This window comes from Solirubrobacter soli DSM 22325 (assembly GCF_000423665.1).
In the GTDB taxonomy this organism is placed as follows: domain Bacteria; phylum Actinomycetota; class Thermoleophilia; order Solirubrobacterales; family Solirubrobacteraceae; genus Solirubrobacter; species Solirubrobacter soli.
The window spans coordinates 192,616-205,510 of the sequence record NZ_AUIK01000021.1 but is presented as its reverse complement, the minus strand read 5'-3'; the positions used below and the strand labels follow the sequence as shown (position 1 = coordinate 205,510).

At 73.3% G+C, this 12,895-nt stretch carries 12 protein-coding genes and 1 riboswitch; of the genes, 7 read left to right on the top strand and 5 right to left on the bottom strand.

Annotated features, from left to right (window positions below):
- Window positions 1–5: 5 nt before the first annotated feature.
- Together G569_RS0116195 and G569_RS62655 are read right to left on the bottom strand one after the other, a co-directional pair.
- A complete protein-coding gene (locus tag G569_RS0116195; RefSeq protein ID WP_037496966.1) occupies window positions 6–950 on the bottom strand; it encodes a universal stress protein in 945 nt (314 codons plus the stop codon).
- Window positions 947–1,276 carry a response regulator transcription factor gene (locus G569_RS62655; protein WP_028064164.1) on the bottom strand — a complete coding sequence of 110 codons (330 nt, stop codon included), beginning with the start codon at window positions 1,274–1,276 and terminating at the stop codon, window positions 947–949. Before G569_RS62655 ends, G569_RS0116195 begins: the two co-directional genes overlap by 4 nt.
- A 178-nt stretch (window positions 1,277–1,454) precedes the next feature.
- Here G569_RS62655 and G569_RS49025 point away from each other — a divergent pair, with 178 nt between their 5' ends.
- From G569_RS49025 to G569_RS0116180, 3 genes are all read left to right on the top strand, one after another.
- Window positions 1,455–3,215 carry a heavy metal translocating P-type ATPase gene (locus G569_RS49025; protein ID WP_053226466.1) on the top strand — a complete coding sequence of 587 codons (1,761 nt, stop codon included), beginning with the start codon at window positions 1,455–1,457 and terminating at the stop codon, window positions 3,213–3,215.
- A gap of 66 nt (window positions 3,216–3,281) precedes the next feature.
- Complete coding sequence (locus G569_RS49020; protein WP_037496963.1) at window positions 3,282–4,649, top strand: FAD-dependent oxidoreductase; 1,368 nt, start codon at window positions 3,282–3,284, stop codon at window positions 4,647–4,649.
- 67 nt (window positions 4,650–4,716) lie between these two features.
- Window positions 4,717–6,360: a GAF domain-containing sensor histidine kinase gene (locus G569_RS0116180; protein ID WP_028064163.1), complete on the top strand. Its 1,644-nt coding sequence runs from the start codon at window positions 4,717–4,719 to the stop codon at window positions 6,358–6,360.
- Between the two features lie 17 nt (window positions 6,361–6,377).
- Here G569_RS0116180 and G569_RS0116175 read toward each other — a convergent pair whose 3' ends face one another.
- Genes G569_RS0116175 through G569_RS0116165 form a run of 3 tightly spaced genes read right to left on the bottom strand, consistent with a single transcriptional unit; the run spans window position 6,378 to window position 9,083 of the window.
- On the bottom strand, window positions 6,378–6,755 hold the full coding sequence (locus G569_RS0116175) for a VOC family protein (protein WP_028064162.1): 378 nt from the start codon (window positions 6,753–6,755) through the stop codon (window positions 6,378–6,380).
- A 25-nt stretch (window positions 6,756–6,780) separates the two neighbouring features.
- Window positions 6,781–7,959 carry an FAD-dependent oxidoreductase gene (locus G569_RS0116170; RefSeq protein WP_084285034.1) on the bottom strand — a complete coding sequence of 393 codons (1,179 nt, stop codon included), beginning with the start codon at window positions 7,957–7,959 and terminating at the stop codon, window positions 6,781–6,783.
- Window positions 7,960–7,970: 11 nt separating this feature from the next.
- Window positions 7,971–9,083, bottom strand: a complete 1,113-nt coding sequence (locus G569_RS0116165) for an NAD(P)/FAD-dependent oxidoreductase (protein WP_028064160.1) — start codon at window positions 9,081–9,083, stop codon at window positions 7,971–7,973.
- A 357-nt stretch (window positions 9,084–9,440) separates the two neighbouring features.
- Between G569_RS0116165 and G569_RS0116160 the strand changes: the two genes are divergently transcribed.
- From G569_RS0116160 to G569_RS0116145, 4 genes are all read left to right on the top strand, one after another.
- The gene (locus G569_RS0116160) at window positions 9,441–10,166 is read left to right on the top strand and encodes a DUF2231 domain-containing protein (RefSeq protein WP_028064159.1); all 726 of its coding nucleotides are present in this window, start codon (window positions 9,441–9,443) and stop codon (window positions 10,164–10,166) included.
- A gap of 230 nt (window positions 10,167–10,396) precedes the next feature.
- Window positions 10,397–11,587, top strand: coding sequence for a CE1758 family FMN-dependent luciferase-like monooxygenase (locus G569_RS0116155; protein WP_028064158.1), 1,191 nt, complete (start codon window positions 10,397–10,399; stop codon window positions 11,585–11,587).
- Window positions 11,588–11,590: 3 nt separating this feature from the next.
- Complete coding sequence (locus G569_RS0116150; RefSeq protein WP_028064157.1) at window positions 11,591–12,031, top strand: MarR family winged helix-turn-helix transcriptional regulator; 441 nt, start codon at window positions 11,591–11,593, stop codon at window positions 12,029–12,031.
- The gene (locus G569_RS0116145; protein ID WP_028064156.1) at window positions 12,028–12,690 is read left to right on the top strand and encodes a CE1759 family FMN reductase; all 663 of its coding nucleotides are present in this window, start codon (window positions 12,028–12,030) and stop codon (window positions 12,688–12,690) included. The genes G569_RS0116150 and G569_RS0116145 overlap by 4 nt, the downstream gene beginning before the upstream one ends.
- Before the next feature lie 8 nt (window positions 12,691–12,698).
- A riboswitch (cobalamin riboswitch) is annotated at window positions 12,699–12,877 on the top strand.
- Window positions 12,878–12,895 lie beyond the last annotated feature (18 nt).

Genomic DNA, 12,895 nt, shown 5'->3' with positions numbered 1-12,895 from the left:
GAACGCTACGCCTTTGTCTCGGACGACTTGTGATCGTCCGGGACGACGAGCACCGGCCGCGCGGCGGCGGTCACCAGGCCGGTGGCGACCGAGCCGAGGATCGTCGACGCGGCGGCGCCGCGGCCGCGCGAGCCGGCGAGGACGACGGCGGCGCCGAGTTCGCGCGCGGCGTCCAGCAGCGCGTGCGCGGCGCCGCGGCCGGATTCGGGCGTCATCGTGTCCGCATCGAGACCGAGCTCGCGGGCGAAGTCCGCCCCGGCGTCCGCGGCTTCGCCCGCGACGTCGGACCAGATCGAGTCGATCGCTGAGGCGTACTCCTCGAACATGCCGACGCGCGAGTGGACGAGCGCCTGCCCGCGCAGCGAGTGCTGGACCGGCGAGCGCCACGCCGTCGCGACGACGACCCGACGGCCGGCGAGGTGGGCGGCGGCGAACCGGAGCGCGCCCTGTGCGCCCTCGGACTCGTCGTACGCGGCGAGCATCGGTCCGTCGAACGCGGACGCGCCGGCCGGCACGACGAGCAGCGGGCGTTCGGCGTGGTGCAGCAGGCTGGCGGCCGTCGAGCCGAGCAGCACGCGGTCGACCGGCCCCTCGCCGCGGGTGCCGCAGACGATGACGTCGGCATCGAGCTCGCGGGCGAGCGCGCGCAGCCCGCGCCAAGGCGTGACCGCGTGCACGAGCCGCGTGGTCCAGTGCGCGGCGCCGTGCTCCGCGGCCTCGGCGAGGCGCTCGCGGCCCGCGCGCTCGTTGTCGTCGCGCAGGTTCTCGAGCCCTTCGCGGATCACCGCGTCGGGCAGCGCGATCCGGGCCATCGCGCCCGCCTCGAGCGACGGCAGTGGCGGCTGGACGGTGGCGATCACCCCCTCGGCTTCACCGAACAGCGCAGCAGCCGCGGCGAGCGCGCTCTTGGCGGCCTCCGAGCCGTCGTAGGCGAGGAGCAAGCGGGTCATCGTGCCTCCAGGAGCGCAGGGAGTTGGTCGTCGGCGAGATCCTTCGCCATCCATGCCTCGGCACCGAGGCGGTGGGCGCGTGCCGCGAACGCGGGGTCGTCGTCGACGCCCATCACGATCACGCGCACCGGGCTCATCACGGTGGGAACCTCGTCGACCAGCCGATCGTCGACGACGACCACATCGGGCCGCGCTGTGCGCAGCGCCAGCGCGATCTCCGCGCGGCTGCCGGCCTCGCCCGCGAGCTCTACGCCCGGAGTATTCCGGAGTAGGAACGAGAGCGCGAGGCGGGCCGCGCCTTCCCGGTCGATGAGCAGTACACGCACCTGAGCAGCATCGGTGCGCCGAGCCCGCCCCGCATCCGGGGTTCGTTGCCGAACCGTTGCGGACAACTACGGATCCGCTCGCGCACCAAGGGCGCGAGAGCCCGTGGTGCGGGGAACTACGTGCCGCGGTCGTGGTGTCCGCGGATGTCGCGCCGCCGCGCCGTGCCATCTTCGATGGATGACCGGGTCTCGCCTCATCGCGGCGCTCGCCCTCGCCTCGATCGCGATCGGCGCCGCGCTGGCGCTGGCTGGAGCGGATGCCGCGGCGAACGCGGTGTGGTCCGTCGCGGTCGCGATCGCGTTGCTCGCGCTGGGCGCCTCGGTCGTCCGCGGGCTGGCGCGCGGGCACGTCGGCGTCGACGTGATCGCGCTGCTGGCGATGGCGGGCGCGCTCGCGCTCGGCGAGGCGCTGGCGGGCGCGGTGATCGCGCTGATGCTCGCCGGCGGAAACGCGCTCGAGGAGGAGGCGGGCAAGCGGGCGCGGCGCGACCTGACGGCGCTGCTGGACCACGCTCCCCGCGTCGCCCACCGGCGCGAGGGCGGGCAGCTCGTCGAGGTCTCCGTCGACACGCTGGCTCCGGGTGACATCGTGATCGTCCGGGCCGGGGAGGTCGTGCCGGTCGACGGTGCCGTCGTCGAGGGTGCGGCGCTGCTCGACGAGTCCGCGCTGACCGGCGAGGCGCTGCCGGTCTCCCGCACCACGGCCCGTGCCGGGACGGTGTGCGCGGGTCAGGCATTCACCCTGCGCTGCGAGCGCACGGCCGCGGATTCGGCCTACTCGGCGCTCGTCCGGCTGGTCGAGAACGCGCACGCCGCCCGCGCGCCGTTCGTCCGGCTCGCCGATCGCTACGCGGTCGCCTTCCTCCCGCTGACGCTGATCCTCGCGGCTGGCGCCTGGGCGGTCAGCGGCGACCCGGTGCGGGGGCTCGCGGTGCTCGTGGTCGCCACGCCCTGCCCGCTGATCCTGGCGGCGCCGATCGCGATCGTCTCGGGCATGTCGCGCACGGCCCGCGTGGGCGTGGTGGTCAAGGACGGCGGGGCGATCGAACGTCTCGCCCAGGCTCGGACCGTGCTGATCGACAAGACCGGGACGTTGACGCTCGGTGAGCCGGAGGTCGCGGAGGTCCTCGGCGGCGATGAGGTCCTGCGGCTCGCGGCGTCGGTCGAGCAGCTGTCCACGCACGGCGTCGCCGAAGCCGTCGTGCACGCCGCCGAGCGGCGCGGCCTGGTGCTCGAGCTGCCACAGGACGTCACGGAACGTCCCGGCCAGGGCGTCGAAGGACAGGTCGACGGCCACCGCGTCACGGTCGGCAGCGCGGCGTGGCTGGCAGAACGTGGCATCGCGGTCGATGCCACACAGGCCGTCCACGTCGGGGTCGACGGCCGTCCGGTGGGCGCGGTGCTGGTGGCCGACCGCCTGCGCGACGACGCCCGCGCGGCGGTCGAGGCGCTCCGCGCGAGCGGCGTCCGACGCGTGATCATGGCGACCGGCGACCGGCGCGACATCGCCGAGGCGGTCGGCCGGCAGGCCGGGGTCGACGAGGTGCACGCCGAGCTCGGGCCCGAGGACAAGCTCGCGCTCGTCCGCGACACCCGCGAACGGCCGGTGATCATGGTCGGCGACGGGATCAATGACGCGCCCGCGCTGGCACTCGCCGACGTCGGCGTCGCGATGGGCGTCGCCGGCGCCACCGCGGCGGCCGAGGCGGCGGACGCGGTGATCGTCGTCGACCGCCTGGACCGCCTCGCGGCCGCCGTCCGCATCAGCGGCCGCGCGCTACGGATCGCCCGTCAGAGCGTGCTCGGTGGCATGGCCCTGTCGCTCGTGGCGATGGGCTTCGCCGCCGCCGGCGCCCTCCCGCCGCTGGCCGGCGCGCTCCTGCAGGAGGTCATCGACGTGGCGGCGATCCTCAATGCCCTGCGGGCGCTGAAGGCGTAGAAACTCCGCCGCGGCCGTAGCGAACTACGGATGTCGGCGTCAGCGCGCGACCGTAGGTTGGAGGCCATGCCGCCCAAACACATCATCATCGCCGGCGGTGGCGTCGCGGCCGTGGAAGCGGTGGCGGCGCTGCGCGCGCTGGCGGGCCCGCTGCCCCGCATCACGCTGATCGCGCCGGAGGACGAGCTCCCTCAGCGAGCGGCCTCCGTGGCCGCGCCGTTCGGCTTCGGGGTACGGGAGCCGATCCCCTTCGACGTGATCCGCCGGCACGCGCGGTTCGACCTTCACCGGGGCGTGCTCGCGCGCGTCGAGCCCGACGCCCGCGTCGCCGTCGACGCGACCGGTGAGCCCCTGCACTACGACAAGCTGCTCATTGCCGTCGGTGCGGTTCCGAAGCCCGCGCTCGACGGGGCGATCACGTTCCGCGGGGCGCGCGACGCGGCCGCGGTCGAGCAGGCGATGGGCGACGCCACCTCGCTGGCGTTCGTGCTCACGAGCCCGTCCGACTGGGCGCTGCCGCTCTACGAGCTGGCGATCATGGCGGCCGTCGAGCTGCGCGACCGCGGCCGCGAGCCGGAGATCACCGTCGTCACCGCCGAGCCCGCGCCGCTGTGGGTGTTCGGCGAGCAGGCGAGCGCGGCGATCACCGAGCTGCTGGCCGAGCGTGGCATCACGGTGCGCGCCGGGGTGCGCCCGATCGGTGTTCGCGACGGGCATGTGGAGCTCGAGGGCGGCGCGCGGGTCCCCGCGGACGCGGCGATCGCGCTGCCGCGGCTCTTCGGGCCCGCGATCCCGGGGCTCCCGCACGCGCCGCACGGCTTCATCCCCGTCGACGGGCACGGCCGCGTGTCCGAGGTGCAGGACGTCTTCGCCGCCGGCGACGCCACGACGTTCCCGCTCAAGCAGGGCGGACTGGCCACCCAGCAGGCGGACGCGGCGGCGGAGGTGATCGCGGCCGAGCTCGGAGCCGCGGTCTCGCCGGTCCCGTTCCGCCCGATGCTGCGCGGCCTGCTCCTCACCGGCGGCGCGCCGCTCTACCTGCGCTCGTCGCTGACCCTTGCCGGGCAGCCGCAGCACGGTGAGGCCCACCGCACGCAGCGTCGCCCGGAGGCCTCCGTCTCCCGGCGCGCGCTCTGGTGGCCGCCGACCAAGATCGCCGGCCGCTACCTGGCGCCGCTGCTCGCGACGGCCCGCCCGCCCTTGCTGGCGACCGCGCAGCTGCAGGACCTCGTGTTGGCGGGCGTCGACCGCGACGATCGCGACGACGCCCAGGAGCTCGCGCTGCTCCTCGCCGAGGAGGAGGCCGCGATGGGCGATTACGGGCGCGCGCTGCAGGCGCTGGACGCCGCGGCGGCGCTCACCGGTGGCATCGTCGCCCCGGAGTGGGCCCGGCGACGGGAGGCGTGGACCGCCGCGCGCGCCGCCGTTCGATAGCCTCCGCGGCAACCGGCCGTGGAACGCCTGACCGTTGGATGAACACCGACTTAGACGCCTGGTCGAGGTGGGCCGCTCGCTCGTCACGGTCCTCGACCCCGAGGCCCTCTTCGAACGCCTGCTCGAGGTCGCTCGCGAGCTGACGGGGGCGCGCTACGCCGCGATCGGGGTGCTCGACGAGCGACGCGAGCGCCTCGAACGCTTCCTCACCGCCGGCATCGACGCCGAGACGCACCGGGCGATCGGCGACCTGCCGCGCGGGCGCGGGGTGCTCGGCGTCCTGATCCGCGACCCGCGCCCACTGCGGCTCGCCGACGTCGGCACGCACCCGCAGTCCTACGGGTTCCCGCTCTCGCACCCGCCGATGGAGTCGTTCCTGGGCGTGCCGATCGTCATCGAGGGCGAGGCGTGGGGCAACCTCTACCTGACCGACAAGGACGACGGCCACTTCACGGACGAGGATGAGGAGGCCGTCGTCGTGCTCGCCGACTGGGCGGCGATCGCGATCGCCAATGCCCGCCTGTACCGGGATGTGCGTGAGCGCCGCGACGAGCTCGAGCGGACGATCCGCGGCCTGGAGACGACGACCGAGGTCAGCAAGGCGCTCGGCGGCGTCACCGACCTCGACCGCGTGCTCGAGCTGGTGGTCAAGCGCTCGCGCGCGCTGATCGACGCCCGAGCGGCGGAGATCGCCCTGCTGGACGGCGACGAGTTCGTGATCGCCGCCGTCGCGGGGGAGGGCGTGGACGGCCTCAAGGGGGCGCGGATGCCGGTCGCCGACTCGCTGGCCGCGTCGGCGATGCGCACGGGCCGCCAGCACCGGTTCGACCGGGTGCCCGTGGACACCTTCGCCGCGAGAGAGCTCGGTGCCAGGTCGGGGATCGCGACGCCGATGATCTTCCGCGACCGCCCGATCGGGTTCCTCGTGGTCACCGATCGCCTCGAGGGCGACCGGCCGTTCAACGAGGAGGACGAGCGGCTGCTGCAGGCGTTCGCGGCGAGCGCCGCGACCGCCGTCGCGACCGCGCAGAACGCGAGCGACGAAGCGCTGCGGCGCGGCATCGAGGCGTCGGAGTCCGAACGCACCCGCTGGGCGCGCGAGCTGCACGACGAGACCCTCCAGCAGCTCGCCGGGCTGCGGGTGATCCTGTCCGGAGCGCGGCGCAGCGGCCAGGCGGAGCGGATGAGCGCGGCGATCGGCAGCGCCGTCGAGCAGATCAACACCGCGATCGGCGACCTGCGCTCGCTGATCACCGAGCTGCGTCCGGCGGCACTCGACGAGCTCGGGCCCAAGCCGGCGCTCGTGAGCCTGGTCGAACGCGTCAGCCGCCAGGCCGATCTCGACATCGCCCTCCAGGTCGACCTCGACGAAGCGATGCCACGCCACCTGCCCGAGATCGAGGCGACGATCTATCGCCTGGTGCAGGAGGCGCTGACCAACGCGGTCAAGCACGCCGGCGCGGCGCGTGTCCAGGTCGCCGTGGGCGACCGCGAGGGCGTGGTGGAGATCTCGGTCCGCGACGACGGCGCGGGCTTCGACACCGAGGAACGCTCATCCGGCTTCGGCCTGCTCGGCATGCGCGAACGCCTGGCCCTCGTGCACGGCTCGCTGACGATCCAGTCCGCGCCGGGCGCGGGCACGACCGTGAGCGCCTCGATCCCGGCGCGGCGCCGCCCGGAGCCGGCGACGCTGCGCCCGGACGCGGCCTGAGCTCGGACCGCCTTGGCTCAGCGGCCCTGGCGGACCTGCAGCAGGTTGCCGTCGGGGTCCTTGAACTGCGCGACGTAGCCCCACGGGAACTCGAGCACGTCCGAGACGAACTCGACCCCGCGCGACGTCAGCTCTTCGACCGTCTTGTGGCAGTCGCCGGTCTCGATCGTGATCGACGCCGGCGGGCGCCCCATCGCGGGCTGGGCCTGCCCGGGCGTCCCGGGCCAGAGCACCAGCATGAAGTCGTCGCCCTCGACGCCGACGGTCAGGAACCGCGGGCCGTCGGGCGTCGGGTTCTCGACCCGCTTCTCGAGGCCGAGCACGTTCGTGTAGAAGTCGAGCGCGACGTCCTGGTCGCTGACGAGCACGCTCGTGTAGAAGACCTTCTCGAGCACGTTGTCCCTCCAAGGGAGTCGTTGGTCACTGACTCCCTGACTCCTGGAGAACGGGAAACGTGACAAGCGCAGGGTCCGGGCGCCCGCCCTCGGCGACGAAGCCGGTCAGGTAGCGGCCCGCGACCTTGCCCTGCGGCCACCAGAGCTGGCTGCGGCCGACCCCGGGCGGGGTTCCGCGCAGCGGGCGGATGACCTCGTCGGCCTCGTCCAGGTCGCGGCGCAGGTACAGCGGCCGCCCGCCGGTCAGCACGACGCCGCGCAGGATCCGCCGGTACGGGCGCCCGATCAGGACCGCGCCGGCCTCGGCGGCGATCGTCTCGGCGGCGGCGTCGGCCTGCTGCGCCGCGAGCCCGCCCTGCTTGATCGGCTCCGTCGTGGCATCGCCGGCGGCGAAGACGTGCGGGACGTCGACGACACGCGCGTTGGCGTCGGTCGGGATGAAGCCGCGGTCGTCGCAGGGGAGACCTTCGATGAAGCGCCCCCGGATGCGCGGGAGCGAGATCGCCGCGTCGGCGGCGAGCAGCCCGCCGTCACCGGTCGCGAGGGCGCCGCCCACGTACTCGACGGCGCGGGTGCGGCCGATGAACTCGACCCCGGCGCTGTGCAGGAGCCGGGCGAGCGCGTCGGACGCGACCGGGCCGAAGATGTCGAGCGGACGCGGCTCGGGCGTCACGATCGCGACGTCCGGGCCGTCCGGGAACTCGTGCGCGGTCAGCAGCGCGAGCTCGTAGAGCGGCAGGATCCAGCCCGCCTCGACCGGCGCCACGAACACGATGCGCGATGTCGCGCCGCGGATCGCGCTCTCGACGGCTCCGGCGCTGATCGCGCCGCGGAACGTCACCGCACCGGGCACGCCGTCGATCGCGTGCGCGCCGGGAGCGACGATGAGGCGGTCATACGTCAGCCGGCCGCCGTCGGTCGTGCGCACCTCGCACCGATCTGGATCGACGGAGGCGAGCGCGCCCCGGTGGCGGATGACGCCGAGCGTCGGCAGCGCGTCGAGCGGCACACGCGGCGCGGGGGCGCCGCCAAAGGGCGACAGCACCGAGCACGGCCGCTCGACGTACTCCCCCGCCGGCGCCAGCATCTCGATCTTGACCCGGGAACCGGCGAGCGCGTGCAGCGCCAGCACGGCCTCGAGCGCCGCCACGCCGCCACCGGCGACGAGGACGCGAAGTGGGGGAGCGTGGAACGGACCGGACATGTGCGGCACCTTCAGGACGGGGTCTGGAGCCGGAGCTCGGGGTGGGCGGTGAGGTAGGGCGCGAGCTCGCGCCCGGAGATCTTGTGCGGCGGCCACCACGGGGCGTCGTCGGAGACCTGGCCGCGGTCGGTCGCGGCGTGCCGCAGGAAGCGCGGGCTGCCGCCGGTGAGGAGCATCGCCCGCAGCACGGGCCGGTAGCGCTCGGCCTCGACGTCCGCGCCGGCCGCGGCGGCGATCGCGGCGGCGGCGACGTCGGCCTGCTGCGTCGCGAGCCCGCCCTGCTTGAGCGGGCGGCTCGTCATGTCACCTGCCGCGTAGACGTCGTCGACTCCGCGCACCCGGCTGTGCTCGTCGACCTCGACGAACCCCGCCGCGTCGTGGGGGAGGCCGGGGATCGCGGGACCGGCGGGTCGCGGCAGGGCGACCGCCAGGTCGACCGGCAGACCGCCCTCGAGGCTGACCCACACGCGACCGTCCTCGACGCACTCGACGAAGGCGCCGGTCCAGAGCCGCACGCCGGCGTCGTCCAACAGCCTCGCGATCTCGGCCGCGGCCTGCTCGCCGAACACGCTGAGCGGCTGGTGCTCGTAGGTCACGACCCACGTCTCGAGCGTCAGTCCCTGCTCGAGGGCCCACCGCGAGGTCATCAGGGCGAGCTCGTACAAAGGCAGCGTCCAGCCGTTCTCCGGCCCGGCGAGGAACGCCACGCGCGCCGACGTGCTGCCGAGCCGCTCCAGCGCCTCGCGCAGCCGCGGGCCGTCGCGGAACGTGAGCGCGCCGGGGATCGCATCCCGCGACCGCGCACCGATCGCCAGCAGCAGCGTGTCGTACGGCACGCGCTCGCCGTCGGCGCACACGACATGATGGCCCTCGGTGTCGACCGCGCTCAGCGGGCCGAGCTTGAAGGCAAGCCCGCGCTCGGCGGCGATGCCACTCAGCGAGAAGCGCTCGGGGGGCGCGAGCCCGAACGGCTCGGCCACTGACACCGGGCGGTGGACGAAGTCGTCGCGATCGCTCAGCAAGGTGATGTGCACGCGCTCGCCGGCGAGGCGTTGGACCGCCAACGCGGCCTCGAGGGCCGCGGGTCCCCCGCCGACGATCAGGAGTTCGGAACGGTCCGCCATACGCTCAAGCTAGGCGCGGCGGAGGACCCTGGCATCCGTCACCACCTGCGCACACGCTGCGGGTTTCCCGCACACCTGGACCGCGCTTTGTCCCGGATCGCCTCCTCGCCGAGCGGGACGACCATCGCGCTCACGGGCGCGGCGGGAGGATGATCTCGAAGCGTGCCGGGCGGCAGTGGGTGAGGCGCAGGCGTCCGCCGCCGGCTTCGTTGCGTCCGTTGGTCCCGCTTCGCGCACCAGCAGCGCGAACACTCCGCGATGTCCCGGTCGTCCTCGACGAGCAGCACGCGGGTCACGATCTGATCCTAGGCCGCGACCTTTGCCGAACCATTACCTGCCGATCGGGACCCTGCGGCGATGCCGCATCTCTCCGAGTTGCACGGGGCGGCGACGCACCTCGCGGTCGTCGCCGTTCCGGTTTATCTGATCATCCTGTTGGTGCGCCGCAGTGGGCGGGGCGGTGCGCCGCTGAGAGCGGCCGAGCCGTGGGTCGTCGGCGCCGCGGTCGTCGGCGTGGCGTTGGCGGGTCTGACCGGCTTGCTCGTCTGGGGTCAGTCCAAGACGATGCTGCGGGGTCACAGCGGGCGGCTGGGCACGGTCCACTTCTGGCTTGGGATCGTGCTTGCGTTGATCGTCGTGGGCGTCGCTGCGTGGCGGTTCAAGCGCGCGACCGATGACCGGCACACGCACGGCCTGGAGCTGGTCGCGGGCGGGCTGCTCGCGCTCGTCGCCGTGTTGGCGCAGGGGTATATCGGCGGCCGCATGACCTACGAGCACGGCGTCGGCATCGACTCTGGCGGCCAGCTCGCGCAGACCGCACGCGGCACAGCGCAGCTGGAGGTCGCGCTGGCCACGGGCACGCCACCCGCCGTCGCGGGCAAGCAGGCGTTCTCGACCGACGGGCTCGGCTGCGCCTCCTGCCACGGCGACCAGGCCCAGGGCATGCGCGGTCCGAGACTCGCGGGCGGGGTCGAGCTCGAGGAGTTCCGTGGCGTCCACGGCCACGGCCTGTTCCCGCCCGACGTCGTCACCGACCGGGACTTCGCCGCCATCGAGGCGTACCTCCGCTCGCTGCCCCGCTGAGCCCCTCGATCCTGCACCGCGCCGGCCGGACGTGAGTCCCGGCTCGGCGGGCGCGCATCCGTTCAGCGCCACGGAAGTGGCGGGTGCTCGATTTGGTCGACTTCTGGCCGGGCCCGGCACTCATCGAAGGCGTTCGCACTGTTCGAGTTGGCGCGTCTCGAGCGCGGGAGAACTACATGATCAGTCATGTAATTGCTATCGTTGTCTGCGCAACCAACAAGGCGGACGACATGCAATTCGGAATCTTCTCGGTCAGCGACATCACTCGGAACCCGGTCACGGGGTACACGCCGAGCGAGGCTGAGCGCATCGACGCGAGCGTCCAGCTCGCCAAGAAGGCCGATGAGGTCGGGCTCGACGTGTTCGCGATCGGAGAGCATCACAACCCGCCGTTCTTCTCGTCGTCGCCCACGACGCTGCTGGCGAACATCGCCGCCCAGACGCAGAACATCGTGCTCAGCACGGCGATCACGCTGATCACCACCAACGACCCGGTGAAGGTCGCCGAGGACTACGCGATGCTGCAGCACCTGGCCAAGGGGCGGATGGACCTGATGCTCGGCCGCGGCAACACCGTCCCGGTGTATCCGTGGTTCGGCCAGGACATCCATAAGGGTCTTGAACTCGCGCTCGAGAACTACAACCTGCTGCACCGGCTGTGGCGCGAGGACGTCGTCGACTGGGAGGGGAGCTTCCGCGCGGCGCTGCAGGGGTTCACTTCGATCCCGCGCCCGCTCGATGACGTCCCGCCGTTCGTGTGGCATGGCGCGATCCGCACGCCCGAGATCGCCGAGCAGGCCGCGTACTACGGCAACGGCTACTTCGCCAACAACATCCTCGCGCCGAACTTCCACTTCAAGCCGCTGGTCGACCTCTACCGCCGGCGCTACGCCCACTACGGGCACGGCACGCCGGAGCAGGCGATCGTCGGGCTCGGCGGGCAGTCCTACATCGCGAAGCGCTCGCAGGACGCCGTCCGCAAGTTCCGGCCCTACTTCGAGGGCTCGCCGATCTATGGCTCGAGCTACCGGCTGGAGGACTTCATGCACGGGACGCCGCTGAGCGTCGGCAGCCCGCAGGAAGTGATCGAGAAGACGCTCACGTTCCAGGAGGGCTTCGGCGACTACCAGCGCCAGCTGTGGATCGTCGATCACGCCGGGCTGCCGTTGGAGGAGGCGCTGGAGCAGGTCGAGCTGCTCGGCACCGAGGTCGTGCCGACCCTGCGCAAGGAGCTGGAGTCGCGCCGGACGCCGGGCGTGCCGGACGCGCCGACCCACGCGAGCCGCGTCCGGGAGAAGTACGGCGACGCCGAGCCGCGTCAGCCGCGCCCGAACCCGAACCGCGGCGACAACGTCACCGGCACCTCGCCCTACCAGGACACGGACCCGGCGATCGTCGCCGACCTGCCACTGGTGGGCTGAGCCATGGTGAGCCGCACCCGCATGGCGAACGAGGCGTGGGAGGCGCTCTTCCGCGCGCAGGCGACCATGCACCGGGAGCTGATGGCCCACGACGTGTGGGATCGGCTCAGCCCCAGCGAGTACGGCGTGCTCTACGCGCTCTCGACCGCCCCGGACGGGCTGCGGATCACCGAGCTCTCCGGGGACGCGCTGCTGACGCAGGCCGGCATCTCGCGGCTCGTGGCGAGGCTCGAGACCTCCGGCCTGCTCGAGCGCGTGCCCGACCCCGATGACGGCCGCGCCTCGCGCGTCCGCCTGACCGAGGCCGGCGCGGCCGCCCAGCGCCACGTCGGCCTGCGCCACGGCCACCACGTCGCGCAGATCATGACCTCGACCTTCAGCGTCGAGCAGCTCAAGCAGCTGCGCGACCTCTGCCAGACCCTCACCGAAAGCGCCTCGACATGAACCCCAAGCGTCTCGTCGTCATCAGTGCCGGCACCGGCAACCCGTCATCGACGCGTCAGCTCACCGACCGCCTGGCCCAGAAGGCGCTCGACGCACTCTCCGGACCGGCGACCGTCAGCGTCGTCGAGCTCGGCCCACTGGCCGTCGACACCACCCGCGCGGCGGTCACCGGCTTCCCCGGCGCAACGGTCAAGGAGGCGATCGACAAGCTCGCCGCCGCCGATGGCATCATCGCCGCCACGCCGATCTACAAGGCCGGGATCAGCGGCCTGTTCAAGACGTTCGTCGACATCCTCGACAACGACCTGCTCGTCGCCAAGCCGGTGCTGCTCGCCGCGACGGGCGGCACCGCGCGGCACGCGCTCGTCATCGACGACCAGCTACGCCCGCTCTTCGCCTACATGCGCGCGCTCACGCTCCCGACCTCGGTCTACGCCGCGCCCGAGGACTGGGGGACGAGCGAGCTCGGCAAGCGCATCGAGCGCGCCGCGAGCGAGCTCGCGGTGCTGGTCCGCGCGGGCGTCGAGCAGGAGATCGCCGACCGCGGCTGGTCGGGCTACCAGCACCAGTTCGCGGGCAACGCCGCCCGCGCCGAGCGCACCGCCGACGACGTCGACTTCGACTCGCCGCTGATGCGGCTCGCGGCGGGCGGTCAGTAGCCCCGTGTATCGTTTCCCGCGGCGTCGTTCGCACCCGAAGCAACGGGTCAGGGAATCCGGTTCGAAATCCGGAGCTGGCGCGCAGCGGTAGGGACGCGCGAAACGGCCACTGCCACTGGGGAGACCTGGGAAGGCGGCCGTCCGATCGCGTCCGAGCCCGAAGACCTGACGACTCCGTCCCGGCGAAGCCCGAGACACCGATAAC

Excerpts from the sequence above, each read along its gene's own strand:
- G569_RS0116195 (WP_037496966.1), bottom strand. The coding sequence starts at position 950 with ATGACCCGCTTGCTCCTCGCCTACGACGGCTCGGAGGCCGCCAAGAGC.
- G569_RS49020 (WP_037496963.1), top strand. The coding sequence starts at position 3,282 with ATGCCGCCCAAACACATCATCATCGCCGGCGGTGGCGTCGCGGCCGTG.
- G569_RS0116170 (WP_084285034.1), bottom strand. The coding sequence starts at position 7,959 with ATGTCCGGTCCGTTCCACGCTCCCCCACTTCGCGTCCTCGTCGCCGGT.
- G569_RS0116145 (WP_028064156.1), top strand. The coding sequence starts at position 12,028 with ATGAACCCCAAGCGTCTCGTCGTCATCAGTGCCGGCACCGGCAACCCG.
- G569_RS0116160 (WP_028064159.1), top strand. The coding sequence starts at position 9,441 with ATGCCGCATCTCTCCGAGTTGCACGGGGCGGCGACGCACCTCGCGGTC.
- G569_RS0116165 (WP_028064160.1), bottom strand. The coding sequence starts at position 9,083 with ATGGCGGACCGTTCCGAACTCCTGATCGTCGGCGGGGGACCCGCGGCC.
- G569_RS0116150 (WP_028064157.1), top strand. The coding sequence starts at position 11,591 with ATGGTGAGCCGCACCCGCATGGCGAACGAGGCGTGGGAGGCGCTCTTC.
- G569_RS49025 (WP_053226466.1), top strand. The coding sequence starts at position 1,455 with ATGACCGGGTCTCGCCTCATCGCGGCGCTCGCCCTCGCCTCGATCGCG.
- G569_RS0116155 (WP_028064158.1), top strand. The coding sequence starts at position 10,397 with ATGCAATTCGGAATCTTCTCGGTCAGCGACATCACTCGGAACCCGGTC.